Raw genomic sequence first — 25,350 nt, forward strand, 5'->3', positions numbered from 1 at the left:
GACCATAGCAAGAGTGAACCACCTGATCCCTTCCCGAACTCAGAAGTGAAACCTCTTAGCGCTGATGGTAGTGTGGGGTTACCCATGTGAGAGTAAGTCATCGCCAGCTCATTATTCCAAAATCCCCCTCCGCATCAGCAGAGGGGGATTTTTTTATGGGTGGGATAGTCTCCAGTTTATTTGAGATGCCTATAAAGTTAATCTGAGACAGTGTTCAATATTAAGATAGAACGATAGCTAACTTTACTGAGTAATGGTTTGATAGTCCTCAACTCTTTGATGACAAGGCATCAAACTGACGTCGAGCATGTTTAAAGGCAGTTCTAAGACCTTCTTCCAGCGTAGGATGATAAAAAGGTTTCTTTAGGATCTGGTGAATATCCTGATCGGCATCAATCATCCAGGCTAATAAATGAGCCAGATGTTCTGCTTGTGAACAGAATAGTTCTGCACCGAGTAATTTACCTGAGTTTTTATCAATATAAACCTCTATTCCGCCTGAGTTTTTTGCTAGAACCAGTGCACGTCCTTGATTTTCATAAGAGACGAATCCCCGAATAAATTCGACGTGTTGATCTTCTAGCTGTTTAAAACTTTTTCCGACAATCGCCATTTCAGGATGACAAAATACAATCGCCAAGGGTGTTAAGGCAGGAATAGGTTTTACATTCGGATAATTCAAACAGTTATGAACAACCTGTTTGCCGGTATGCGCGGCTTCATGTTGAATGGGTGCATCAGGGGCGGCATCACCGACTATAAATATAGGTAGGTTTGCAAGTTGTTTGGTTTCTTTATCGATAGGAAGGTCTTTGATATCCTTGAATGTGGAATTTAGTTGATCTAGATCTAAATGATCTATATTGCTTTGCCGACCTGTGGCACCTAAAACATATTCAACTTCAATACTCTTAGTCTGATTATTTTCTGTAAAGTTAATCTTTATTTTATTAGCTTGGATCTCAACTTCATCTGGTAAGGTTTTAAATTTGATATTGAGCTCTTTACTGAATTGCTCTTGTGCTAGTTTTTGTAAGATCGGGCTAGTTAAAGCACCTACTTTTTGACTACGCGCAAACATTGTGGTTTGTACACCCAGTCTTTGCATGGCTTGAGCTAATTCAATTGCAATGATACCACTCCCGATCACTGCTAAATACTTAGGTAATTGGGATAATTCAAATATTTCATTAGAAGTGATGTATTTTTCTTTTAATTGTTGCTTTAACGTTTTATCAATATTGGGGCGTGAGCCTACAGCGACAATGAAACTTTTGGCCAGATATAATTGTCCATTGACTTCGATCGTTTGGGAATCAATAAATTTGGCTTTTCCGGAAATTTTATGTGAGCTGTCCCATTGATCGACACCTTTCAAGGTTGCACGAATAAAACGTTCTCTAAGGACATGCACACGTTGCATAACATCTGAAGTATCAATGACAGCGTTATGCTTTAAAGCAAGTTCTTCAGCAGTTTGAATATCATGCATCCGATTGGCAGAAGAGATCAGTAGTTTACTAGGCATACAACCTACGCGAGCACATGTCGTATCCCATGGGCCATCATTGATAATTAAAATATTTTGGGTGTATTTGATGGCTTCGTTATAAGCACTGATCCCTGCAGTGCCTGCACCGATAATGATGAGGTCATGCATAAAATGTTTACTCAGTCTCAATAACTAACTATTTACCTTAATATTTACAATGTTTTCGATGTAAATTATGTAACTACATTGCTTATTTTTGCTAATTTGAGTAAATTTTGTATAAAAGCCAAAAGACTAACTTTATGGCGATTAATTATTATATCTAGTAGGAAGAATCATGGGTTTTTTAATAAATTTGAAAAAACTAGGGGTAAATACAACTGTTTTAGCAACATCAATTTCATTGGTTGCTTGTGGAGGGGGCGGTAGTGATGGATATTATAATAATGGTTCTTCTAGCGGTAATACGGAAGGGGGAAATACAAGTGATAATAACCAGTCAGAAACAGATACGTCAAATATAGCAACGCATTTAACTCGAGCTTTACAGAATGCGAGTGGTCAAGAAATTCAACTAGCTCCAGACAACTCAAAAGTTTATTTGGCAGTTAAAGCCTTAAATGTGGATAATGGTGGTATTGCCAATAAAAATATTCGCTTAACAATTGCGACAAATAAGTTTGGCGTATCCAGCACTAACTCTTTGGTTGCAACAGGTACCAATGGTGTAGCCATTTTTGAGATTGATGTACGTGAATTGGCAGAAGCTGAAGGTTCAGTGCAACTAACTGCTACAGTTGATGGCACTTCAGTTAGTATCCCTTACACTTTAAATATCAAGAAAAGTAGTACGATTGTCAGTGACTATAAAATCGATGTGACCCAGGGCACAGTATTAAATCTACCAAATGGCAGTGTGGATGTCACTGCGACTGTAACAGATGCTAAGGGTGGTATTAAAGCGAATCAGTCTGTTACTTTAAATATGCCTGAAGCGATGCGCGGTAAATTTATTATCACTAATGGCGCAGCAACTCAACAAACAAATGCTCAGGGTGAGGTGAAATATACACTCAAAGCGAGTAGTAATTTTACATCAGCTGATCTTGCTACTTTTGCGGGTAAGTCTGAAACATTGAGTTTTTTGCTAGTTGATGAACATAAAGCTGAAAGAACCGCAACAGCAGATTTAACATTTAAATACACATCTCAGATTGTCTCAACTCTTTCAGTAATTAAGCCAGATCAGGTTGTTGCTGCGAAAAGTACAACTCCTGTAAAAATCCAAGTATTAGCAAAGAATGATCAACATGAGCCATTAAGTGGAAAAGAGATTCGTTTGAGCTTTACAAAGGATGAGCTCGCGTATGGCGTTAAACTCAATAATGCGACTGCTAAAACGAATGCACAAGGTATTGCAGAATTTACAATTAGCACGGCCGATGTTACACATCCACTTGCTTTATCTGACACAGGTATTTCGTTAAGTGCAACCTATACAGATGGTATTAACCTTGCCTCTGGTAGCGTTATTGTTGATGTAGTAACAGAAAATATAAATGCTTCAGATGCCGAGGCTATTCAGCGTTTAGAAATTGCATCTTCATATAAAGTGAATGCAAAAAATGACTCAGTTGCTGTAACTGTTAAGGCAATTAATAATAAAGGCTTAGCAGCAACTAAAGGTAAGGTTAAACTTGACTTAAATGCTGAGGCAACATCAAATGGTGTAACATTGGATGGGCCTGTGGAAAAAGACTTGGTGAACGGGTTTGCCACTTTTAATATTGAGACTAATGCCCAAACACCTGCTGCAGTAGAAGCATTGGTAAAAGCAGGAATTAAAGCTAATTTTACGACTGACAATGGTGTTAGCAATTCAATTGCTATTACAGTTTCTGATGAAGAAGTTTCTGAACAAGCGGTGCGCTATTTATCTATAGATCCAATTACTTCTTCGACAGATCCAAAACTAGCGGTATTTGATTATACAAAAAATCATACTTTCACAGTTAAAGTGAAGGCAGTCGGTGTAAACGGTAGTGCACTAATTGGCGAAACTGTGTCTTTAAATATTGCAGGGTCTTTAAGTGATGAACAGTTGCAAGATTTAGGCTTGAGTCATACAGGTCAGTCTTCCAAACAGACCGGTGCAGATGGATATGCAACTTTTACTATTGACTACAAGGCAAATTTATCGCCTGAGCAAGCTGCTTTAGCGATTCAAGGTGTACCGTTAGTTGCGACTTCGGCAAATGGTAAATCACAAACATTACGTCTGAATTTCAAAGCACCTACAGAACAAGGTGTGATTGATCTTGATCACTTTACAGTTGATATGTTGGGAAATTTGACTTTAACAGTGGGTCAAGAGCAAACATTAACTGTTAATGTCACCGCAAAAGGTACAGATGGCGAATTACTTAAAAATCAGCTGATCAGTATTGGTTTAAATGATGCAGCATTAAATAATGGTGTGAGTTACGTTTCTACGCAAGCTATTCGCACAGATGCAAATGGCCATGCAAAATTCACAATTAAAGTAAAAGCAAGCAATGTAACTGAACTCACGAATCTAATTGCGAATGGTTTAACGGTCGTCGTGAAATCAACTCGTACAGATGATTCCGCATTTACTGTTACAAAGAAAGTTGATGTTGCACAACCACCAGTCGTTTTACCAGACTTGGCTAACTTTCTGTTTACTACAATAGAAGATAAGCCATTAGATCCTATTTCTGTTCTCGGTGGTGAGACTCGCGTCAAAATTACAGCAGTTGATGAAAAGGGTAATCCTATTCCAAATACACCAATTGCAATTGCTTTATCTAGTCTCACTTCTAGTCGTGTGTCATTAAGCAATATACCAACTCAAACGAATAGTGATGGTGAAGCTGAATTTACCGTGACCGTAGCCGAGGGAGAGTATGACCCTAGTTTGATCAAAAATGGCATTATCTTTGCTGTAGTAGGTACAAACTTAAATAATGGTGACCGTTTACAGCAAACAGGTGCAATTAATATTACTGCTCCTGCAAATGCGTTAAACCCACGTTTAACCTCAGATGTAAAAACAGTGACAGCTGGGCAAACAATTAAAGTGTATGCAGCTGTTAAAGATGAAATGGGAGTTAATACTGTTACAGGTACACCGATGCGATTAAGCTTGAATAAAGAAGCGATCGATGCTGGTGTTAAGTTAAAAGCCAATGGTGTTGATATAGAGGGTGTGCTTATACCAGCAGATAGTTCAATTGAATTTGCCTTAGAGGTACCAAAAGGTATAACGACGGATATATTACAATCTATTCGAGTTACAGGTGTAATTCGAGATCCAAAGGGTAATGAAATTCCTGCTATTTTAACGTTTACAGTTGAAGATGTCGAAAACCCAAACCATCTTGAAATCAATAGTTTTAAAAACACTTTGAATCCAGGTGATGACAGAACAGTTGTCGTTGTACGTTTACTCGATGCTTCTAATAATCCTGTACGTAATGAAGAAGTCACCTTGGCTGTACGTAAGACAAACACCACCACAGGTAAAAATGTAGGCTTTATTACTGAAGAAAATACTTCTGATGAAAATAATCATCCTTTACCAGAAAATATTGCTGAGAAATGGACTGTCAAAACTGATGAAGATGGACGAGGCTTCTTCACCCTATATATTCCAAAAGAAGGTTTTGATAAAGATGCTTTGATAGCAAGTGGTATTACCTTAGATGCAACTAATACTACGAATGGTATTGATGTGAAGCAGGTTCTTCATTTAAATGTTACAGATCCGACATCGACTACACCAAGACACAATATTTTCATCAAACCAGATCAATCAACTATTAATGTTGTCGATGGAACGGCAACTGTTAGCGTCAGTTTACGTGATCAGTTTGGTGGAGCAGTTTCTAATGAATATATTACATTGAATTTAAAGAACTCGAACTTCAATGGAGCTTATATTCAAGGCGCTTCCGGGATTGTGACAAATAATAATGGTGAAGCTAAATTCATCATTAAAATTGATGAAAGCTTACGTCGTAATTATACTGAGACTGCTTTTATCAATGAAGATTTGGAGCTGAGTGCAAGTTTTTCAGGTGCTACCCAAACTCATATACTGGATGTAGTCAGAAAATCTGTTAACAATCTAGTGATTAATATTACAGATAATCATTTAGAACCTGTAGCCAATGGTAATGCTTATGAGCAAACGTTAAAAGCTACAGTAAAAGATGAACTTGGAAATTTAGTAAAAGAACAGAATGTAAGCTTTGAAATTAAACCTCAAAGTTATATTAGAGGGCAAAATTTATGGGCATTAGCACCAACAAATTCCATAACTCCTCCAACTAGTGAAATGAAATGGGTGTTTGCTGGTCAAAGATATTATCAAGGTGATAATGCTGCTAATCCTGAATTAGTTAATCAGAGCTTGCACTGTAACTTTGCTGTAGATGTTACCCAAGTCACAAATGCGAATGTAGCATTAGATGTTGTTAAGTTTAAGGCAAGTAATGATGCGACATGGACTGGGGTTACAAATAATTCAGGTGAAATTAATTTTGTAATAACTTATCCAAAAACGTATGCTCAATGGTTAAATGTACGTATTGATGCTACAGCAGAATCAAATTCGTATAGAATGTCAAATAGTTATCCTCATCTTCTACGTAACCAGCAAGGTAATGATAAGAATTTCAATGGAATTTATTCGATTAATGCAATTAGTCCATTTGGTACAAATACTTCAGAGTGTACACCCTAAAATTTAATGAATTGTAGATAAAATTTACCTATAATTCAAAAAAAACAGCGCTTCGGCGCTGTTTTTTTATGGGAACTAAAATTTAAAAAACTAAATTGATGTTCCCATGCTCACACCCACAGTCGGCTTCAAATTCATCGAGTTACAGCCTGTAAAAGCCAAACTACAACATGCAATAATCAATAATTTATTCATGAATCAATCCTTGAGATTTAGCCTGATTAAACAAAGCTGCTGAACGTGTACCACTTCGGCAAACCATCAAAATCGGTTTAGGCAACTCATTATAATATCGGGCAAATTCCTCAATATTGGCCTGAGAAATATGACCACTTACTACTGGCTGATAAATCACACTGACTTGAGACTTTTCTGCAATCGAGCGTAATTGACTTACCGTGACGGCGTTACCAGACTCCTGATCAGGGCGGTTTACAATCACGGATTTAAAACCCTGCTGAATCAATTGCTCAAACTTATCCAAGGTCATTTGACCGGTAACACTCACCGTAGCGGTCAGAGCGCGACTCAAATTCTGCGCAGCAAAAACAGGTGAAGTACAGCTAAAACAGATTGCGAGTACTACACCGTTCCAAAATGACTTAGTCATCCAGCAAGTCCATCTGTTTTGCCAGTTGATATAAATTATTTGAGCGGTTTCCGGTACGGCAAAACATCAAGATTGGTTTTGGTAATTCATTATAATGATTGGCAAAAGTGCGGACATCAAGCTCGGTAATCTGACCGGCAACCACCGGCTGAAATACATAATCCAGACCTGCTGCACGTGCAGCCTCTTCGATTTGTGCACTGGTTGGCTGCTCAGAACCACCTTCCATATCTGGGCGGTTGTTGATAATCGATTTAAAACCTTTTTCAACTATTTGAGAGATATGTTCAGGACCAATTTGGCCAGTAAAGCCTACATTTTCGCTCATGATGTCACTCCATTATGTCATTTATCTAGATATGCTTTATGATAGCATTAAGCTGAAAACATGACGGCTTAGTTCTGAAAAATTTATAAATACGATTACAATTATAAAATAATGCAATGGAGCGCATATGTACGCTTATACAGTCGAACCACTGTATGTTAAAAGCGGTCAGGAAGTGATTGCTGCAGATTTTTATCATCCTCAACAGGTCGATAAACCGGCTGTGATCCTAATGGCCCATGGTCTGGCAGCTTTACGTCATTTTAAACTGGTCCAGTATGCACAGCGCTTTGCCAGTGCTGGCTATGCTGTGGTGCTGTTTGATTATCGCTATTGGGGCGGGAGTACAGGACGTCCACGTGAACTGGTATCTATTAGTGCTCAGCTTGAAGACTGGCGGACTATGATCAGCCATTTAGAGGCACGTAAGTCGATTGACAGCAAAAGAATTGTACTTTGGGGAACGGCCTTAAGTGGCGGTCATGTACTGACACTCGCAGCAGAGCTGTCAAATATTCAGGCAGTAATGGCACAGGTACCATTTGTTGATGGGGCAGAAAGTGCCAAACTTTATCCTTTGCAGCAATTGCCTAAAGCCCTGAAAATTTCCAGCCAAGACTACATGGGCGCCAAGGTCGGTATGGCACCGAAAACCTTACCCGTAGTAGACCCTCATGAACTCTGCTTTATGCCAACCCAGGACAGTTATCAGGGATATATGTCCATCGTGAACCCGGATTATTACTGGAGTGGTCATATTCCTGCACGCGCATTCTTTAAACTGATGCGTTATCGTCCCATTCTGGAAGTACGTAAAATCACGATTCCAGTTCTGTTCATTGCAGCAAAATTGGATAGTCTGATTCCCATTGAATCCAGTCGGGAAACTGCAACCAATATTGCGCCATTTGTGCAATATCATGAGTGGAATATCCGGCATTTTGATATTTATCATGGCGAATGGTTTGAAAAAGCAGTTTCGACCCAATTAGAATTCTTACATCAACATATTGGAGTGCGCTAGATGATTATTGTATGTCCGGAATGTCTGGCCAAAAACCGTGTCCCTGAGGAAAAACTAACCGCTAATCCCGCTTGTGGTCAATGTCATCAAGCATTGGTTCCATTGGCACCGATTGAATTGAATGAGCAGAATTTCAGCCAGTTTGTCACGCATAGTGATTTGCCGATCCTGATTGATCTCTGGGCGGACTGGTGTGGGCCATGTAAAATGATGGCGCCGCACTTTGCCAATGTTGCCAAACTCTATCCCAATGTAGTTTTTGCCAAAATTGATACAGAAGCAAATCCACGGCTAAGTGCAGCATTTAATGTACGCAGTATTCCGACGCTGGTTTTAATGAATAAAAGTAACGAAATTGCTAGAATAAGCGGTGCATTACGCTCAAGCGAGCTGCAAAAGTGGCTTGATCAGCAGTTAAATGCCCCATCCTAATTCACAAGCCTGGAGTTCAAGTGTCAGATTCTCATAATAAACCAGAGGGAATTCTTTCCCTGCAGACCATTGCGATGCCTGCGGATACCAACTGGAGTGGAGATGTATTTGGTGGCTGGATTGTTTCACAAATGGACTTGGCGGGAGCAATTCATGCAGAGCGCTTTAGTAAAGGACGCTGTGCGACAATTTCGATTAACCAGATGACCTTCTTGGTTCCGGTGAAAGTCGGTGATGTGATTAGCTGCTATACCAAAATTCTAAAGGTCGGCAATACCTCCATCCAGATGGAAATTGAAGTATGGGATAGCCATGACGACTCACGTCCGCCTGTACGCGTGACTGAAGGGGTATTTACCTTTGTGGCAGTGGATGTGAAGGGCAATAAACGTCCGATTCCAGAGGAAGCAAAACAGAAGTTTCTAGAATCTCAGCAGAAGTCATAATTCGTCTCATAAAAATCCCAGATTAATGATCTGGGATTCTTTTGTCTGTATTGCTATCAGGTCTGCTTCAATTGCTTTTTGGAAATCCAGGCCCAGAGCATCTCGCATTGAATGGGTGCTTCACCCGATTCATCACTTACCATAACTTGAACCAGTGTTTCACCTTTGTCTGAACTTTGCATAAGCTGTTGCTGTTCAGCAGTCAAGGTAGCAACTGCCGTCAGGGCACCTTTGGTCGGACGTTTAAAGTCTACTTTTAGACTTTTAATCAAAACCACTGCGCTATCTGGTACATTCATTGCGGTTACAAACCCGGTTGCTGTTTCTGCCAGCAGGGCCATTGCACATGCATGAATTTGTCCAATATGGTTCTGCATGGCTTTATGATTGGCCATACTGACTACCACTTTGGACGCACTCATTTCCTCATAACGAATCTTGGCAGAGCCGACCATCGGGACCACCCGGCCAAAAGTTTTACTTAACAAAGCAGTACGAATACCTTGCGGTAATCGTGCAGTGGCTTTGACTAATCTGGCTAATCGGTTGTTCTTTGCCATAATTCCTTCTACAGACGTTGCTGACTTAGTCTTTAAAGTTATTAAACTGTAAAGGCAGACCGAATTGCTGTTCTTTCAGGTATGCCATCACTTGCTGCAAGGTATCGCGTTTTTTGTCAGTCACACGAATCTTGTCGCCCTGAATAGAAGATTGCACTTTAATGCCACTTTCTTTAATGGCCTTATTAATTTTTTTTGCAGTATCAGAGTCAAGACCATCTTTAAGCTTGATCACCTGAATCACATTTTTGCCTGAAGCGGTCATTTTTTGTGGATCAAGTGCCTGAATGTCAATCTTACGTTTGAAGAAATGGTTTTCCAGCATGTTATATACCTGTTCACACTGAAAATCACTTTCTGTACTGATTTTGATTTCCTTGTTTTTTTCATTCAGTTCAATAGAAACGTCCTGACCACGGAAATCAAAGCGGGTTGCAATCTCTTTTTGGGTATTTTGAACTGCATGATTTACTTCAAAAATTTCTAATTCAGAAACAATATCGAAAGAAGGCATAGTTTAGACCTTTACAAAGGGAAAGAATATCTGAGATGCTAGGGATGTTTTCTTCATTTGCCAAGTGTTGTTTACATCAAAGGAGTGCACAATGATCCGTAAACAAGAAATTACAACATTTGAGTTCCCAGAAAATGCCATTATCTGGGATGTACGCGATGCAAGTGCTTTTGCTGAAGCACACGTGAAAGGGGCGGTAAATCAGCCCATTAACGATCTTTCAGCAGATAGCCTGACTCAGGTGTCAGCGGATCAACCGATTTATATTTTATGTGGTGGTGGGAGTAAAGCTCCACGTGCAGCTGAAAAATTAGAGGGTTTTGACAGCTCACGTGAATACGTCATTCTGATGGGTGGTACTCGTGCCGCTCGTGATGCCGGTATGCCGCTGGAGCAAGGTGCCTAATAACCTTGTGAAAAAAAGCGCCGTCAGGCGCTTTTTTAATGGGGGTAATATTTTTCCCTCTCTCATAGGGAGAGTGAACACCTTTAAAATAGGATTCTATATTTGAGGTTTTAAATACGGTTTTTTCATTTTCACTTTCTTTTGAAAACGGGTCACGCTGAGTTTTTTTACTACATGAGATGGAATCAGACAGACTTCTCCCAGAATCTGGGCGGCCAAGATTTCACTACATAGTGGTGCAAACAGAAAGCCTTTAGAACCGAGACCAGCAAAGCTATAAACTTCCTCCTCCGCTTTCATTTTACCGAGTAGAGGGAAATAATCCTGACTTTGTGCACGTAGCGATGCACGGCCTTGCCAAGTCTCGAGAGAAGGAAGAGATTTCGCATATTCAGGAAAGACACCGTGGATAAGTTCATAATTATGCATATGATCTTCTGCTAATACCTCTGTATCATCTCGGCCGGGATAAAACGAAGCCCCGAGAATGAGTTGTTCGGCATTGAGTTGCATACAGTAGCCGCCATAGCTATAGGCAGTATTTTGACTTAAAGGCTGGGTTTGATTATTCACCCAGCTGACCTGTCCGCGAATCGGTTTCAGGAGAGGATAATCTGCAAAAAACTGCTGGGTTTCTCGAGCAGTACAGACAATGACGTGATCGAATCCACCTAGATCCTGTTCATCTGCAAATAGCTGAGGTTTTGTAGCAGCTTCAATATGGCTAATTTTGGCCTGTTGATATTGAATATGAGGATGCTGCAAAATTTCATCACGTAACTGATGCGGCGAAACCGCGCCAGCTGCTAACAGTTTTAAACTTGGAAATGCAGTTTGCATCTCCTGATCTTTTACTGTTTGTGCAGCCAGAATTCCTTCGGGATATTCGTCTGCCAATCCTAGAAGCTGTTCAGGATTTTTTAAGGCGAGTTGATTGACCTGAATCGGGCGGAAAGCCTTAAATTTCCGATAATGATTTAAGGCATGTTGCCAAGACAAGGTCATCAAATGTTCAGCACTTTGCTCAACCGGACAGAGTTTGGGATTGAGCAAGGCCAGTGGATTGCCAGAACCTCCAGAGAGGGGCGCCGACCGGTCGTAAATAGTGACTTGATGACCACGTTGAGCGAATGCCCATGCCGCACTTAAACCTGCGATTCCTGCGCCAATCACAGCGATCTGGCGAGGCCTGGCGTTTATCTCTAAAGCTGACCCAGTTTTTTTTTGCGTACTTTCCTGAGCTGGAGATGGGTTACTTTCCTCAGCCGGATTCCAGATTGCTTTCAACATTTCACGTTTATGGCCAAACCCACGTGGACGGGAAATTGAAATCCCGTGATTTTTTAAGCCACGCTTTAAGACACCCGCGACACTAAAAGAGGCAAATGTCGTTCCGGTTTCTGACAAGCGCACAATATGGTTTAAGACATTTTCTTCCCACATATCCGGATTGCAGGAAGGCGCAAAGCCATCCAGAAACCAGGCATTCACCGCTGCAGTTTTTTCAATGACCGGGAAGATATCGTGGGCATCGCCTAGCCATAGATCCAGACTGAAACGTTCTTCAGGAAAACTGAGTCGATGACAGCCAGCAATTGGCATTGGATATTGAGAAATCAGCTGATCAGCCAAAGGTTTTAACTCAGGCCAGGCATTCAGGGCGCGGATCAGATCCGCTTTAGAGAGCGGAAATTTTTCCACTGAAATGGCATGCAAATGACTGTGATTATTCGGACGTACCTGTTGCCAGAGCTGCCACAGCGCCAGAATATTTAAACCAGTACCAAAACCCGTTTCACCGACACAGAAATATTCAAAAGGTTTTAGATTTGTCAGACGAGTGCTGAGATCATTGCCATTTAAAAAGACATGCCGGGTTTCCAGCAGGCCATTGTCTTTGGAAAAATACACATCACCAAATTGCTTGGATACAGGCACATCAATGCCATCCACCAATTGCCAGTCCAGATCGGCAGTTTGAATTGCGTGCGACAAAACGGTTACAACCTTAAAAGATATCGGGAAGGACTATAGCTTACCACTGACGGCGACGTTTGGTATAAACATAGCTCGCAATCAGGAAGCCCAGCAGTACACCTACTGCCAGGGTTGCTGCGCCGTAGAGGAACATCTGGGCACTACGTTCACTTTGCAGTACCTGTACCTGAACGCCCAAGTTATCATTCTTGAGCTGTAATTCCTGGTTTTGCGATAGTGCATCCAGATTGGCTTTTTCCAGTTGCTCTAAACGGGTGGCCTGATCTTTGACCAAGGCTTTTACCTTGGCATCTTGCTGGGCTTTTAGCTTGGCGATTTCTTCTGCGGTTAACGGTTTGTTTTCAGCAGGTGGCACCGGCTGGGCAGAAGTCGCTACTGCAGGAATAATGGCAGGTTTTGGTAGCGACTGGTTTGGTACAGTCGCTGCTGTCGCTCGAGATGGTGCTGTCTGATTTTCCGGAGCCACAGGAGCAGGCGTAACTTCGACTGCCCATACTGGAGAAATCATGAAACATAGGCCAATGATACTGGCAGTAACAACACGCATGGACCTTATCCTTGAGGAAATGCTTTATTAAATGGTTTGACATCGATATGTTCGTACACACCCTCTTTTAAAAATGGCTCATCCTGTAACCATGTATCCAGTGCTTCACGACTGTCAAAATCGACAATAATGGTACTGCCGTAAAAACCAGCTTTTGGATTGGCCGGATCTTTAGGCATGGCACCTGCAACAATCAGGCGACCTTCAGCATTCAAATGTTCCAGACGAGCAAGATGTTGTGGGCGAATCGCGAGGCGTTTTTCCACTGTACCTTCCCGATCGGTACAGCTAACGACGAATAATGGCATGATGACTCTCAATCGTTTGTAGTTGGACTTATTCAGCGGTCTTAAAGTATTTGCGCAATACAATAAACTGAATAATGATAAAGGAAAACATCACGATCATGTCACCGAATGCGGTAAATTCGCCCCAATATTTTCCATCCATCCACAAATAGGCGAAAAAGGTATGCAGAAATGACATCAGCACAAACATCGCCACCCATGCATAGTTCAATTTAACCCAGCCTTTTTCACTTAGGTTGAATACCGGACCAAACAGACGCTGAATCAATGGCTTTTTATCCTTGCTAAACCAGGGGGACAATAAAAAGGCACCGGCAAAGACCAGATTCAGTAATACCGCTTTTAAACGGATATAGAAATCATCGCTGAGCATCAGGGTAATGCCACCAAAAATCACGGTCATAAACAAGACAATCCATTGCTGCTTGTCCAGACGGAATTTTTGCATGACAAATAACGCACCATAGACGACCAGCATGGAAATAATCAGACCTGTGGTTGCAACAAGAATATTATTATTGTCGACACCCCCCGCAGAACCGATCAATTGCAGCAATTGATGGTCAGTGTCTTTTGGATCTACAGTTTTATATAAATAAAAGAAAATAATGAGTGGCACAAAGTCTAAAAGTGCTTTCATGTTAGAGTATCTAAATCTGATCAAATAAATGTCATAGTATAGAGATGCACGGCGTAGATTTACATACACATAGTAATATTTCTGATGGAACTTTCAGTCCTCAGCAACTGGTCGATGCGGCTGTGGAAAAACTCATCCATACTTTGGCACTGACCGATCATGACACCATGGACGGTTTGGTATTGGCGGAGGAAGCTGCCAAAAATCATGAGATTAAGATTATCTCTGGCGTAGAGATATCCAGCCAGTGGTCGCGGCCTGCGACCAAAAAAAACTATGGTGTGCATATTGTGGCACTCAATATTCAGAACCCTGAGCCGTTACAAGAAGCCCTCAATCAGCAAAAGAAAATCCGGGCTGAACGTTCTAAACAGATTTGTGATCTGCTGCTTCCTTTAATTGGTGAGGATATTTATGCTGATGTACTGACCAAAGTCGACAATATCCCTGATCGGGTGACACGAACGCATATTGCCAAAACACTGGTAGAAAAGGGCATTGTGACGCGTCCGCAACAGGCCTTTGATAAATATATCAAGGAAGGCAAAAAGGCCTATGTCAAATTTGATGGCTTGAGTCTTGAAGACACGGTTCAGGTGATTCATGAAAGCGGCGGCTTCGCCGTGCTGGCACATCCAACCAAATATGATTTATCTGCGACCAATATCCGCTACTTGATCGAGATCTTTGCCAAGTTTGGTGGAGATGCGGTGGAACTGCCACCGGCGATTGAGCCAAGTTCCACCCGGCAGATGGTGGATCGAATGATCGCTGAACATGGTCTGAAAGTTTCGATTGGCAGTGATTTTCATGGAGACCATATGCCTTGGATTAAACTGGGTAATGTCCCGAGCCTGAAACCGGGACAGATCGGGATTTGGGAAAGTTTTACCTAGGGATTTCTTTATCCTGATCTTCTTTATTTGTAAGGAGAGTTAGTTATCACTGATAGCAAAGGATGAGTGAGGCTAATCTTTTAAAGCAAATTATGATCTTTGGCCTGAATTGGTGGTGGTGTTGGTTTGCCCAAAGTCCCTAACAGTTCAATTTCAATGGTACGTACCATCGAGTCCAGTGGCAAGTCATTGCTCTGGGTACCAAAAGGCTCTTCAATTTCCGAACTTAGAGCATCTAATCCTAAAAAGGTATAAGCCAAAATGCCGACCAGAAAAGGCGTAAACAGACCGAGCGTTGAACCCAGACTAAAAGGCAAAATAAAACAGAAAAAATACACGGTGCGGTTGAGCAAGACCGAATAGGCAAAAGGCAAAGGCGTCGTCGCAATCCGGTCACAACCAGTTTGGACAATACTCAGTTCTGCTACATGATTATTCATCTGCATATAGATGATATCGGAAATTTCACCTTCTTTAAGTGCCTGCATCAACTCCCACTGAATCAGACTTAAAGTATATTGCGCTGCATTTGCCTGCTGATAGAGTTGGGTCACAGCCTGTTGGCTCATGCCACTGGTTTCTACCAGCTCAGTCGGATTGGCTGTCTGATGGCGAAGGCGATCACGGAGTACATTGGCAAAGACAATCACATGCTGAATCACACGTTCCCGACGACCTTGAGACAGCATCCGGCAATCACGGTCAAAGTGGCGTGAATTAGCAATCAAAATGCCCCAAAGTTTACGCGCTTCCCACCAGCGGTCATAACAGGCTGAGTTTTTAAATCCGAGAAAAATTGACAGTACTACCCCAATCAGGGTAAAGCCGACCAGAGGTAATTCTGGAAAATGAAAATAGCCAATATGTGACAAGCCACCGATGATGGCCGAAATCAGCATGACCACGCCCAAAGGTGGCAAAACTTTAGGCAAAATCGTCCCTCGCCAGGAAAACAGCAGTTTAAAAACACTCGGCTGGTCACGTACGATCATTTATTAGAATCATCACAATTTTTCCATGATCTTGTTGAGTTGTGCCTGCTTTGTCAAGTGCTATTCAATACTGTACTTCTGGTTTGATGAGTTGCTGTTCCGCAAAGGAAAAACTGCCTTCCAAGGCGATAATACAATGGTCAATCAGATGGATATCTACCAGTTGGCAGGCCTGCTGAATCTGCCGGGTCAATGTCAGGTCAGCCTTGGAAGGAGAGGGCCGGCCCAGCGGATGATTATGCGCAATGACAATTGAGGTCGCCTGCTGGCTAATGGCATAACGCAATAACTGATTAATGGAAATATCACATGCATTAATTGAACCATAAAACAGTTTTTTAAATGCAATTTTTCTTAAACTGGCATCCAGACACAGCACAGCGAATACTTCCTGTGTTTCACCGAGCAGTTCAAAGCGTAAATAGTCTCTCAAGCGCTTGGAATTGGTAAGTTCCAGTGCATCCTGCTTGAGATGTTCGGCAATATAACGTCGTCCAAGTTCCTTGACAGCCATCAGCTGCGTGTATTTGCTGATGCCCATACCATGAAACTGACTGACTTCCTGTAAAGGGGCATCGAGTAGAGCAGTCAAATGACCAAAATGCTGAATCAGCAAACGCGCTAGATCAACTGCCGAATGTTGCTGTGAACCTGAACGTAGAAATATGGCCAGTAGCTCGGCATCGGATAGACTCTCAGCCCCATATTGAATCAAACGTTCCCGCGGCCGCTCTTGCTCCGGCCAGTTTTTAATAGAAAATTGCATGATGATTATACTTTTTTATTATGAATTATCAGTTTTCCCGCAAGTCGATCTCTTGGGAATGCGATTATTTAATGCTATTGTGAGCCTCACTGCAACAGCAAGGTAATCTGTTTGTGAGCTTTGATCTAAGTGTAATTCCCCATAAAAATATCATTCTGGCCGTCACTGGCGGCATTGCCGCCTATAAAAGTGCGATTTTGGTCCGCCGTTTGAAAGATGCCGGCTTTGATGTGCGAGTGGTAATGACCCATGGTGCACAGGCTTTTATTACACCTTTGACCTTCCAGGCCTTATCGGGCAATCCCGTGCATACCGAATTACTGGATCCTGAAGCAGAAGCCGGAATGGGGCATATCGAGCTGGCGCGCTGGGCTGACCTGTTGCTGGTAGCACCAGCCAGTTGTGACACCTTGGCAAAATTTGCCGCAGGCCTGGCTGATGATCTGCTCAGTACTTTATATCTGGCAACAAAAGCACCGGTCTGGGTGGCACCTGCCATGAACCAGCAAATGTGGGCGGCGAAAGCAACGCAGCGCAATCTTGCGACACTGATTGAAGATGGTGTGCATGTGATCATGCCGGACGCGGGTTCGCAGGCTTGTGGGGATGTAGGTTTGGGCCGGATGCCTGAGCCGGAAGATTTAGCGCATCAGGTGACTGAATATTTTCATAAAGCCCAACGTGCGATTGCGGAAAAATTTGGCTTGCTTGCGGGTAAACAAGTCACGATTACTGCGGGTCCAACTCGAGAAGCAATTGATCCAGTGCGCTATATTTCCAATCACAGTACCGGGAAAATGGGCTTTGCACTGGCTGCAGCCTGTTATGCAGCAGGAGCCAATGTGACCCTGATTGCAGGGCCGGTCAGTCTGGATACTCCGAATGGCGTAAAACGTAAAAATGTCTCTTCTGCCGTGCAAATGCTAAATGAAAGTATGCACATGCTGGAGCAGGGCTGTGACATTTTTATTGCGACCGCTGCGGTAGCAGATTATCGTGTGGCACAGGTTGCCGAACATAAAATCAAGAAAGCCGGGGATGAGCTGAATGTGGCGCTGGTCAAAAATCCGGATATTGTTGCCACTATAGCCCAACAGGAAAAACGTCCGTTTATGGTCGGTTTTGCTGCAGAAACCCGCAATATTGAAGAATATGCTGCCGGAAAGCTGGTGGCTAAAAAGCTGGATATGATTGCCTGCAATGACGTTTCACGTGCTGATATCGGTTTTGCTTCAGATGAAAATGCCATGACGGTATTTTTTGCCGAGCATTACCAGCTGGAAAAACGTGATCTGGAAAAAGCCTCCAAGCAGGAAATTGCCCAGCAGCTGGTTGAAGCGATTCATGATGCCCTGCATCACGATCCCCTGGCAGAAGATGATTTCTAGACTGAATCAATATGAGAAAACTAAAAAAGCCCTGAGATGAACAGGGCTTTTTTAGTTTATGTCCACTATCTAGTTAAATATCATCAAATTGGCTTCAAAATAGGCTGACTTTATAGACCAAGGATTTATATATTGTTTTATGGGAAAAAGTATAAAATAGATCACAGAATAAACCAAAGATAAAAAATGTGACACAGATAGAATGTAGTGGGAAACAACAAGGAGGGGGCGATATGAAAAAAATCATGATGTTATGGATGATCGCCTGCTTGGCCGGATGCAGTTACTTTGTATCAATTGATGAACTGGCCAGAAATATTCAGGAACAGATACAGCAGGAATTTAATGCTAATCCTGACTATCAGCATTATCGTCTCACTGTGCTGAATGTAAAAATTGTCCATCGCCAAGGCAATGAGTTTGAGGCAGTTTCACAACTGAACTATCAGGGGCATGAATATCCCGTCAATGTCAAAATTATCAAGGTTAATGGCGGCTATAGCTGGTCCATTGAAGATGATGCTTTTGCCTTCATTGATGAAATCGAAATTGAAAAATATCGCCAGCAGTTAGATCGTGAACTGGAGCAACTGTCTGCATCTCTAGACGATCTGGAATCTGTAGAAGAACCGGTAAGAGTTGAACTGAGCTTAAATATACGTCCAGCAATAGAACCTGTGGTACAGGCAGCCTCTTATGATGAGGAGCCGATCCCCGTTGGTAATATTACGGCGTATACGCACTGATCAATGCGTCATCTTTATAAAAAAGCACCGATAACCGGTGCTTTCTGTTTTTAAGATTCAACCTGCTGATGTTCACGTACGTAATCTTCAGTACGCTGCATCGCTTCCTGAATATTAAACAGGGCAGTTTCTACATCTTTCAAGGTTTTTGCATTCCCACCGCTTAACGCCTGACGCCATTTGCGTGCGCCTGGCAAATTCTGGAACAGGCCTAAAATATGACGGGTAATAATGGATAAAGGTGCACCTTCTGCCATACGCTGGGCAATATAAGGCAACATCTGCTGCATAATGTCAAAACGGTCTGGTGTATCCAGATTCCACAATTGTCCCAGTTCTGCCAGCAAATAAGGATTGTGATAAGCTTCACGGCCAATCATCACGCCATCAACATGTTTGAGGTGTTCCTGCGTCTCGGCATAGGTTTTAATTCCGCCGTTGATCTCGATAAGCAGATCAGGACGATCCTGTTTTAAACGGTAGACATCTTCATAGCGCAGTGGCGGCACATCACGGTTTTCTTTGGGCGACAGACCTTTTAATAAGGCAATGCGTGCATGCACGATAAAATTGTTGCAGCCGGTTTTGGCCACAGTATCGACAAAATGTAGCATCTCTTCATAAGATTGCATGTCATCAATCCCGATCCGGTGTTTCACCGTTACTGGAATATCCACTGCATGACGCATGGCATCAATACATTCTGCCACTAGATCAGGTTCTGCCATTAGACAGGCACCAATTTTATTATTCTGTACCCGATCACTCGGACAACCTACATTTAAATTAATTTCGTTATAACCCCAATCTTGGGCCATTTTGCTGCAGGTTGCCAAGTCTTGCGGATTTGAGCCACCTAGCTGTAAAACGATCGGATGTTCTTCCTGATTGAAATCCAGGTGTCGTTTGGCATCACCATGAATGATGGCACCCGTTGTCACCATTTCAGTGTACATAATGATATTCGGGTTAAACAGACGGGCAAAGAAACGATAGTCCTTGGTCGTCCAGTCCATCATAGGTGCAACACTGATTCGTGGAGATTGAGCAGTTTCAATGGGGTTGGTGAGAGTCATTAAAAAATCATGCCTTTAATCATGTTGGTGCAATCTGCGAAAATCTATATTTAGCCAGAGTACGCAATTTGCATTTAGCGCCAAATTTTACACCATAATGAAAAAATAATTCATGTTATAAATTGATCAAGAAGGTTGCGGCTAAAAAGAGCATTGAAAGGTGCGGGTTTAAAACCATGACAATATTGGAATGAATCGGAAACGAAGTCTTTTTTAGAGAAAAACAAGAAAGTAAACAGATTTGGCCTGCTCAGTCTATAAATATAGAAAAATAGGAAAAGCCAGTATCATGATGAAGCCCTAAAAGATCAGTGAGCTCTTTTAGGGCAGAGGTGAAATCTTGACTTTGCTAATTTATATTCATACTGTTCGTACTTAACAGGAATGATCAGCTATTCATTAAAAAAGAAATCTGCCAAGGTAAGGGGAATAAACCCAGATATGGCTTCAGTTCCTTCATTTGAATATTATTTTTTCTTTTTACTTTCTTTTTTGTATTCCTCATAAGCTTCAGCAGCCAGATTGCTTAAAGACATGCCTATCGCAGCATATTGATATTCATTCAGGTTTGCCAAGGATGCACGGGCTGAAGGATGTTGAACACCAAAGCCGGAACCAGGCAGAAGCACTACACCGGTTTCATCCGCGACCCGGAACAACAGTTCAGTCGGATTTTTGTTTTTCATGATCCAGTCTGCAAAGTCATCCCCATATAACGTACGGGCAGTATTTTCCAGACTTACAAGAGTGTAGTAATCCACACTGTTCGGATCTTGAGGGACTTCTACCCCGAGTTGCCGATACAGAGCCGCATCCCGTTCACGTACGACTGATTGGACAGCTTTTTTATAGCTTTGACGCGAATCCATCATATTAAACAAGGCAAAAAGGACCATCTGTACCTGCTGAGGTGTGGATAATCCGGCAGTATGATTCAATGCTACATTTCGACTGTCGGCAACCATCCGGTCGATAAATTTGATACTTGAAGGATCGGTGGTCAGTGAGGAATAACGTTCTGCAAGTTCCTTTTTATCCTTGGCGGACAGTGCTGCAATTTTTTGATCCAGAATATTATTTTTGGTGAGTGCAATGACGCCAAGACGCCATCCTGTAGCTCCAAAATATTTAGAAAAAGAATAGACCAGAATGGTGTTATCAGGGCACATGGCAAATAATGAAGTGAAATTATCGGCAAATGTTCCATACACATCATCAGTCAGAATAATCAGGTCAGGACGTTTCTTGACAATATCTGCGATGATGGCCAGTCCTTCATCATTTATTTTCACTGAAGGTGGATTACTTGGATTGACCAGAAAAAATGCTTTAATGGATGGATCTTCTAATTTACGTAATTCAGATTCCGGATACTGCCAGTTAAGCTCAGGATCAGCCTGGATCATGACTTCTTCAAGTTCATAGTCATTTAGCTTAGGAATTTCAATATAGGGAGTAAAAATAGGCGCTCCCAGGGCAATACGGTCACCATTTGAAATTATCTTATTTTCTTTTAATGAATTAAAGATGTAGGCCATTGCAGCAGTACCACCCTCTACTGCAAAAAGATCCAATCCTTCTTTAGGCATACTCTGGACACCCATTTCACGAAGGACATATTCTTTAATAATTTTTTCACTGACTCTGAGCATTCGGTCAGGAACAGGATAATTACAGCCTAGAATGCCTTCAACCATTTCCAGTAAAAAAGCATCTGGATCCAGTCCCAGCTGGTCACGTACATATGAAATTGCTTTACCTAGAAAAACAACACCAGGTTTATCACGATTTCCTAAAATAAATTGCTCAAAACGTGATTGCAATCCTTGTGAACGTGGAAATCCGCCCAGGCCTTCAGGCATATATGAAAATGAAAATTCTGATTCAGTGGCAGAAAATAAACCGAGTTGAAAAAAGGCGCGCCGTGGAACAGTAGCAAGGAAATTCGGATTACCGCGGCCTGCATTCAGCATCATGCGATCCGTGCGGCTTGTTGCCAGCGCAATCAGTTCATCTTTAAGCTCAAATGGACTGAGTTTTGAGTATTTAGAGTAATCAGTGTTTCCCATGAGGAATCTCCAAAATTATGATGAATCAGACAAAATTGAAATTTGTGGATGTCGTTAAGCCAGACCCACAATGAGTGGACCAAGCAAGGTTAAAAACACATTGGCTAAGGCATAAGTAATGGCAAATGGAACTGTTGGAATCGAGTTTCCGGCTTTGTCCAAGACAACACCAAAAGCGGGGTTGGCACTTCGGGCACCTGATAATGCTCCGGCCATCACTGCAACGTTGTCATAACGCAGGACATAGCGTGCAAAAAGCATGGAGAGAATGAGTGGGACGACTGTTACCACTACGCCAATCAGAAAGAGGGATAGGCCACTTTGTTTAATCGTCTGAAAGGCTTGTAAGCCGGATTGCAGACCTACGGCTGCCACGAAACCGGCCAGACCTAAATCTTTGAGGAGTTGAGATGCAGCCAGAGGCATGTTGCCACGTACCTGATTGCGGCTATGCAGCCAGCCAAAGAATAAACCTGATAAAAGTGCTCCCCCACCTGCACCTAGCGTTAACGGCATGTTGCTAATACGAATGACAATTAAGCCAATTAACAGACCAACAACTAAACCTATGCCATGGAAGACCCAATCTGTTTTTATACTTTGGGATATGGCTCGACCGCCTTCTTTGACCATCCGATCAAGATCATTTTTTGTACCATAGACAGTAATGACATCTCCTTTATGAAGAACAGTATTATCATCCATGGGTACTGATTCATTATTTCTTTTAATTCCAAGTACATAAATACCATGTTTTAGATATTCTGGGGTGTTGGCCCTCACATCTCCTAGGGTACGATTAATGTATTTGGAGTTTCTGAGAATCATATCCGTGGTAGACATGACTATTTCCATGCCTTCAGAGGACTCGAGCTCAGTTCCGATATGTTGAGCAATTGAAACCACACTGCTTCTACGACCAATCACCAGAATAATATCATCTGTCTCGAGCTTGGTTTCTAGAGAGGAATCAATAAATTGAGTGCCGCGTTTAACCCGTTCAATTGTAATGTTGGGTATTTTTGACTGAAGCTCTGAAATTGTTTGTCCTGAGGCCTGCTGAACTCTATAAATACGCCCAACAATTTCAGGCATAGCAAGTTCTTGCCCAGGCGCCAGTTGAAAGGCGCCTTTTAGTTGTTCAGCTTGTGCCTTGAGCGCATCATCACGAATACCACGACCCATAAATTTTGGTACGATACTCGCACAGATAATAATGGCACCGAGTGAACCGAAAATATAGGTTACTGCATATCCAATCGCGACATTGGCTTGAAGCCTCTGGATCTCCGCGGCAGGTAAGTCTAGGCGGGAAATCGCATCGCCTGCTGTACCAATAATTGCCGATTGGGTCATTCCGCCTGCTGCCAGTCCTGCTGCCATTCCTTTGTCCAGCTGGAATATTTTTGCCATGATGAGCACGGTAGCCAGTCCGCAAACTGCCATAAATACCGCTAATAGAATTTCTTTAAGTGATTTGGGGCCCAGCGATTTGAAAAATTGGGGACCACTTTCGAAACCTACTGCATAAATAAACAGTGCAAAGAGGATGGCCTTAACGCCATTGTCGACGGGTACACCAATAAGACTAAGCACAACAGCGGCTAACAATGAGCCAGCAACACCGCCGAGCTGGAATTTGCCAAATTGAAATTTTCCAATCCAAAAGCCTATTGCCAAAGATAAAAACAATAGAATTTCAGGGCTATGTTTTAATTCACCTTGTATCCATTCAATCATTTTATAGACTCACTGTTATTATTTAATCTATTTTTAAATTGAGTTTTGATTTTCACTTTATAAAAATACTATGTTGGATTTAAATAATGCAAATAAGTGTATTTTTTCTAGATTTTATATTAATCAAATGCTTAGTATTTTATATATATATTTAAAATCCGTTTTTTATATTGAATTACATTTTGGAACAAAATATGATTTTTATTTAAGTCTATATTTTATTTAATGAAAATATTATTTTATTTAAACTTGGTTTTATTTAATTGTTTTAAGATATTGTAATTAATAATCTTTTTTGGAGGGCGTTTTAGGGTCAATATGTTAGTTTTCACATATTAAAAGGTAATTGTTACTATATATTTAATCCTGAATTTATTCAGAATTTAAAAATAATTTATTTTTAATGAAAATTAACTTAAATATTCATTAATTTTAATTCTTGGTGTGAGGTGATTTTCTTGTATTGGGTTTTAATTTTTATATTAAATTTTGATATATGTTTTTTTATATTATGAGCGTTCATTTTATTGCGACGAAAATAATATAATGAGGGGTTGAGTTAGATTAATTCCCGAACTATTTATTTTAGATAAGGAACCTTGGGAATATTATCTGAATAAGCCTATAGGGATCTCATGCTCATAAATCAGTTTACAGCCTTATTTATTGTTCATTTTCAATACACTTTCCATTCACTCTTTTTCGACAAAAAGGAAAAAACTAATACCTTGGTACCTAGTAGGTCTGGCTGATGTACTCGTACCGAGTTGCAGATATTAAAAAAAAGAGGGGAGGAAAAATAAAATTAAAAAAACAAGCCCAGTAGAGCGAGCTTCCTGTTGAGCTCTGACAATGTCAGCTAAAAATGAAAATAGAATTCCCAGTCATTTCTCAGTGGTATATTTTTATAGTGAGAGAGGAATTAAAAAAACGCTATAAATAAGGAGAACAATGATGCTGTTACTGGAGGAAATTTACAAAAGCTATAAAGCACAAAATTCGGCACATTTTAATTTAAGAATTCATCGTGGAGTGGGCTGGTTTAAAAAATCACTGGAGCTGGATCGAGATCTGGATTTTAAATTTATCAGTCTGTGGATCAGCTTTCAGTCTATTTATGCAGAGGAAGGCGATCTGATTCAGGGACAAGACAAGCTATATCAATTTTTAGAAATACTTTGCCAAAATGATACAGAACAGAAAATCGGCCATATTGTCTGGGAAAAATATAGCCAGCCGATTCATTCACTATTAGATAGCTCATATCTAAATCAAAGCTTTTGGGATTATCGCAATCAAAAAATTAGTCTGGAAAACTGTCAGGCAATACTTGAGAATCAGAAGCAACAAATACAGAATGCCTTGCAGGAAAAAAATTCAATTGAAGTTCTAAAGCTGTTATTTCATCGTTTATATACCTTACACCATCAGCTCATGCATGGCGGCATGACTTACCAAAGTTCATTGAACCATAAGTCATTCGAGGAAAGCTGCCGAATTCTGGCAGCATTATTGCCAGTTTTTATCTGTATTTTATTGGAAAACGCAAAAACACTGGATTTGAATAAGCCCTATTATCCGGCAGCGCAAGTCAGCTAAATAGG

General features: G+C 41.3%; 23 protein-coding genes and 1 rRNA gene. 10 read left to right on the forward strand and 14 right to left on the reverse strand.

From position 1 onward, the window contains the following. Positions 1–109: ribosomal RNA gene (gene rrf / locus H9629_RS12350) — 5S ribosomal RNA — on the forward strand; the annotation flags it as partial. 159 nt (positions 110–268) lie between these two features. Here the strand turns inward: rrf and H9629_RS12355 are convergent. Then, a complete protein-coding gene (locus tag H9629_RS12355) occupies positions 269–1,660 on the reverse strand; it encodes a dihydrolipoyl dehydrogenase (protein ID WP_191731188.1) in 1,392 nt (463 codons plus the stop codon). 169 nt (positions 1,661–1,829) lie between these two features. Between H9629_RS12355 and H9629_RS12360 the strand changes: the two genes are divergently transcribed. Next, complete coding sequence (locus H9629_RS12360) at positions 1,830–6,260, forward strand: hypothetical protein (RefSeq protein ID WP_191731189.1); 4,431 nt, start codon at positions 1,830–1,832, stop codon at positions 6,258–6,260. 187 nt (positions 6,261–6,447) lie between these two features. On the opposite strand, the gene H9629_RS12365 is transcribed toward H9629_RS12360, so the two are convergent. Beyond that, the gene (locus H9629_RS12365; RefSeq protein WP_191731190.1) at positions 6,448–6,870 is read right to left on the reverse strand and encodes a beta-lactamase hydrolase domain-containing protein; all 423 of its coding nucleotides are present in this window, start codon (positions 6,868–6,870) and stop codon (positions 6,448–6,450) included. Beyond that, positions 6,863–7,198 carry a TIGR01244 family sulfur transferase gene (locus tag H9629_RS12370; RefSeq protein WP_064095239.1) on the reverse strand — a complete coding sequence of 112 codons (336 nt, stop codon included), beginning with the start codon at positions 7,196–7,198 and terminating at the stop codon, positions 6,863–6,865. Before H9629_RS12370 ends, H9629_RS12365 begins: the two co-directional genes overlap by 8 nt. 127 nt (positions 7,199–7,325) lie before the next feature. On the opposite strand from H9629_RS12370, the gene H9629_RS12375 reads away from it, so the two are divergent. The 3 genes from H9629_RS12375 to H9629_RS12385 all read left to right on the forward strand — a co-directional run bounded on the left by H9629_RS12375 (position 7,326) and on the right by H9629_RS12385 (position 9,100). Beyond that, on the forward strand, positions 7,326–8,222 hold the full coding sequence (locus H9629_RS12375) for an alpha/beta hydrolase (RefSeq protein ID WP_191731191.1): 897 nt from the start codon (positions 7,326–7,328) through the stop codon (positions 8,220–8,222). Continuing rightward, positions 8,223–8,654: a thioredoxin TrxC gene (gene trxC, locus H9629_RS12380; RefSeq protein WP_064095237.1), complete on the forward strand. Its 432-nt coding sequence runs from the start codon at positions 8,223–8,225 to the stop codon at positions 8,652–8,654. Positions 8,655–8,728: 74 nt separating this feature from the next. Beyond that, entirely contained in the window at positions 8,729–9,100 is a 372-nt protein-coding gene (locus tag H9629_RS12385) for an acyl-CoA thioesterase (protein ID WP_218955192.1), read from the forward strand. 56 nt (positions 9,101–9,156) lie between these two features. Here the strand turns inward: H9629_RS12385 and H9629_RS12390 are convergent, their stop codons facing one another. Both H9629_RS12390 and H9629_RS12395 read right to left on the reverse strand, forming a co-directional pair. Next, the gene (locus tag H9629_RS12390) at positions 9,157–9,660 is read right to left on the reverse strand and encodes a DUF4442 domain-containing protein (RefSeq protein WP_064095235.1); all 504 of its coding nucleotides are present in this window, start codon (positions 9,658–9,660) and stop codon (positions 9,157–9,159) included. Between the two features lie 25 nt (positions 9,661–9,685). Beyond that, entirely contained in the window at positions 9,686–10,174 is a 489-nt protein-coding gene (locus tag H9629_RS12395) for a YajQ family cyclic di-GMP-binding protein (RefSeq protein WP_064095234.1), read from the reverse strand. Positions 10,175–10,265: 91 nt separating this feature from the next. On the opposite strand from H9629_RS12395, the gene H9629_RS12400 reads away from it, so the two are divergent. Then, positions 10,266–10,580: a rhodanese-like domain-containing protein gene (locus H9629_RS12400; RefSeq protein WP_064095233.1), complete on the forward strand. Its 315-nt coding sequence runs from the start codon at positions 10,266–10,268 to the stop codon at positions 10,578–10,580. A gap of 96 nt (positions 10,581–10,676) precedes the next feature. Here H9629_RS12400 and mnmC read toward each other — a convergent pair whose 3' ends face one another. From mnmC to H9629_RS12420, 4 genes are read right to left on the reverse strand one after another with little or no spacing between them, the layout of a single operon-like run. Continuing rightward, positions 10,677–12,575, reverse strand: coding sequence for an FAD-dependent 5-carboxymethylaminomethyl-2-thiouridine(34) oxidoreductase MnmC (mnmC, locus tag H9629_RS12405; RefSeq protein WP_191731192.1), 1,899 nt, complete (start codon positions 12,573–12,575; stop codon positions 10,677–10,679). Between the two features lie 40 nt (positions 12,576–12,615). Beyond that, the gene (locus H9629_RS12410; protein ID WP_144725295.1) at positions 12,616–13,125 is read right to left on the reverse strand and encodes a hypothetical protein; all 510 of its coding nucleotides are present in this window, start codon (positions 13,123–13,125) and stop codon (positions 12,616–12,618) included. A 5-nt stretch (positions 13,126–13,130) separates the two neighbouring features. Then, the gene (locus H9629_RS12415) at positions 13,131–13,433 is read right to left on the reverse strand and encodes a YciI family protein (RefSeq protein WP_191731193.1); all 303 of its coding nucleotides are present in this window, start codon (positions 13,431–13,433) and stop codon (positions 13,131–13,133) included. A 28-nt stretch (positions 13,434–13,461) separates the two neighbouring features. Further along, positions 13,462–14,073: a septation protein IspZ gene (locus tag H9629_RS12420; protein ID WP_064095229.1), complete on the reverse strand. Its 612-nt coding sequence runs from the start codon at positions 14,071–14,073 to the stop codon at positions 13,462–13,464. 44 nt (positions 14,074–14,117) lie between these two features. On the opposite strand from H9629_RS12420, the gene H9629_RS12425 reads away from it, so the two are divergent. Beyond that, complete coding sequence (locus H9629_RS12425) at positions 14,118–14,969, forward strand: PHP domain-containing protein (RefSeq protein WP_191731194.1); 852 nt, start codon at positions 14,118–14,120, stop codon at positions 14,967–14,969. Positions 14,970–15,049: 80 nt separating this feature from the next. Here H9629_RS12425 and H9629_RS12430 read toward each other — a convergent pair whose 3' ends face one another. Together H9629_RS12430 and radC are read right to left on the reverse strand one after the other, a co-directional pair. After that, positions 15,050–15,961: a bestrophin family protein gene (locus H9629_RS12430; protein ID WP_064095227.1), complete on the reverse strand. Its 912-nt coding sequence runs from the start codon at positions 15,959–15,961 to the stop codon at positions 15,050–15,052. Positions 15,962–16,025: 64 nt separating this feature from the next. Beyond that, a complete protein-coding gene (gene radC / locus H9629_RS12435) occupies positions 16,026–16,727 on the reverse strand; it encodes a RadC family protein (protein WP_144725287.1) in 702 nt (233 codons plus the stop codon). Between the two features lie 113 nt (positions 16,728–16,840). Between radC and coaBC the strand changes: the two genes are divergently transcribed. Continuing rightward, complete coding sequence (gene coaBC, locus H9629_RS12440; RefSeq protein WP_191731195.1) at positions 16,841–18,115, forward strand: bifunctional phosphopantothenoylcysteine decarboxylase/phosphopantothenate--cysteine ligase CoaBC; 1,275 nt, start codon at positions 16,841–16,843, stop codon at positions 18,113–18,115. 233 nt (positions 18,116–18,348) lie between these two features. Beyond that, complete coding sequence (locus H9629_RS12445) at positions 18,349–18,861, forward strand: hypothetical protein (RefSeq protein WP_064095224.1); 513 nt, start codon at positions 18,349–18,351, stop codon at positions 18,859–18,861. Positions 18,862–18,911: 50 nt separating this feature from the next. Here the strand turns inward: H9629_RS12445 and dusA are convergent, their stop codons facing one another. From dusA to aspT, 3 genes are all read right to left on the reverse strand, one after another. Next, a complete protein-coding gene (gene dusA, locus H9629_RS12450; RefSeq protein WP_064095223.1) occupies positions 18,912–19,937 on the reverse strand; it encodes a tRNA dihydrouridine(20/20a) synthase DusA in 1,026 nt (341 codons plus the stop codon). A 467-nt stretch (positions 19,938–20,404) separates the two neighbouring features. After that, positions 20,405–22,006 (reverse strand): bifunctional aspartate transaminase/aspartate 4-decarboxylase, encoded by a 1,602-nt coding sequence (locus H9629_RS12455; RefSeq protein ID WP_191731196.1) that lies wholly within the window; start codon positions 22,004–22,006, stop codon positions 20,405–20,407. Positions 22,007–22,060: 54 nt separating this feature from the next. Beyond that, complete coding sequence (aspT, locus tag H9629_RS12460) at positions 22,061–23,746, reverse strand: aspartate-alanine antiporter (protein ID WP_191731197.1); 1,686 nt, start codon at positions 23,744–23,746, stop codon at positions 22,061–22,063. A 954-nt stretch (positions 23,747–24,700) separates the two neighbouring features. On the opposite strand from aspT, the gene H9629_RS12465 reads away from it, so the two are divergent. Beyond that, positions 24,701–25,345 (forward strand): HEPN domain-containing protein, encoded by a 645-nt coding sequence (locus H9629_RS12465; protein WP_064095220.1) that lies wholly within the window; start codon positions 24,701–24,703, stop codon positions 25,343–25,345. The last annotated feature ends 5 nt before the right edge of the window (positions 25,346–25,350 follow it).

Origin of the sequence: Acinetobacter pecorum (genome assembly GCF_014837015.1) — a bacterium.
In the GTDB taxonomy this organism is placed as follows: domain Bacteria; phylum Pseudomonadota; class Gammaproteobacteria; order Pseudomonadales; family Moraxellaceae; genus Acinetobacter; species Acinetobacter pecorum.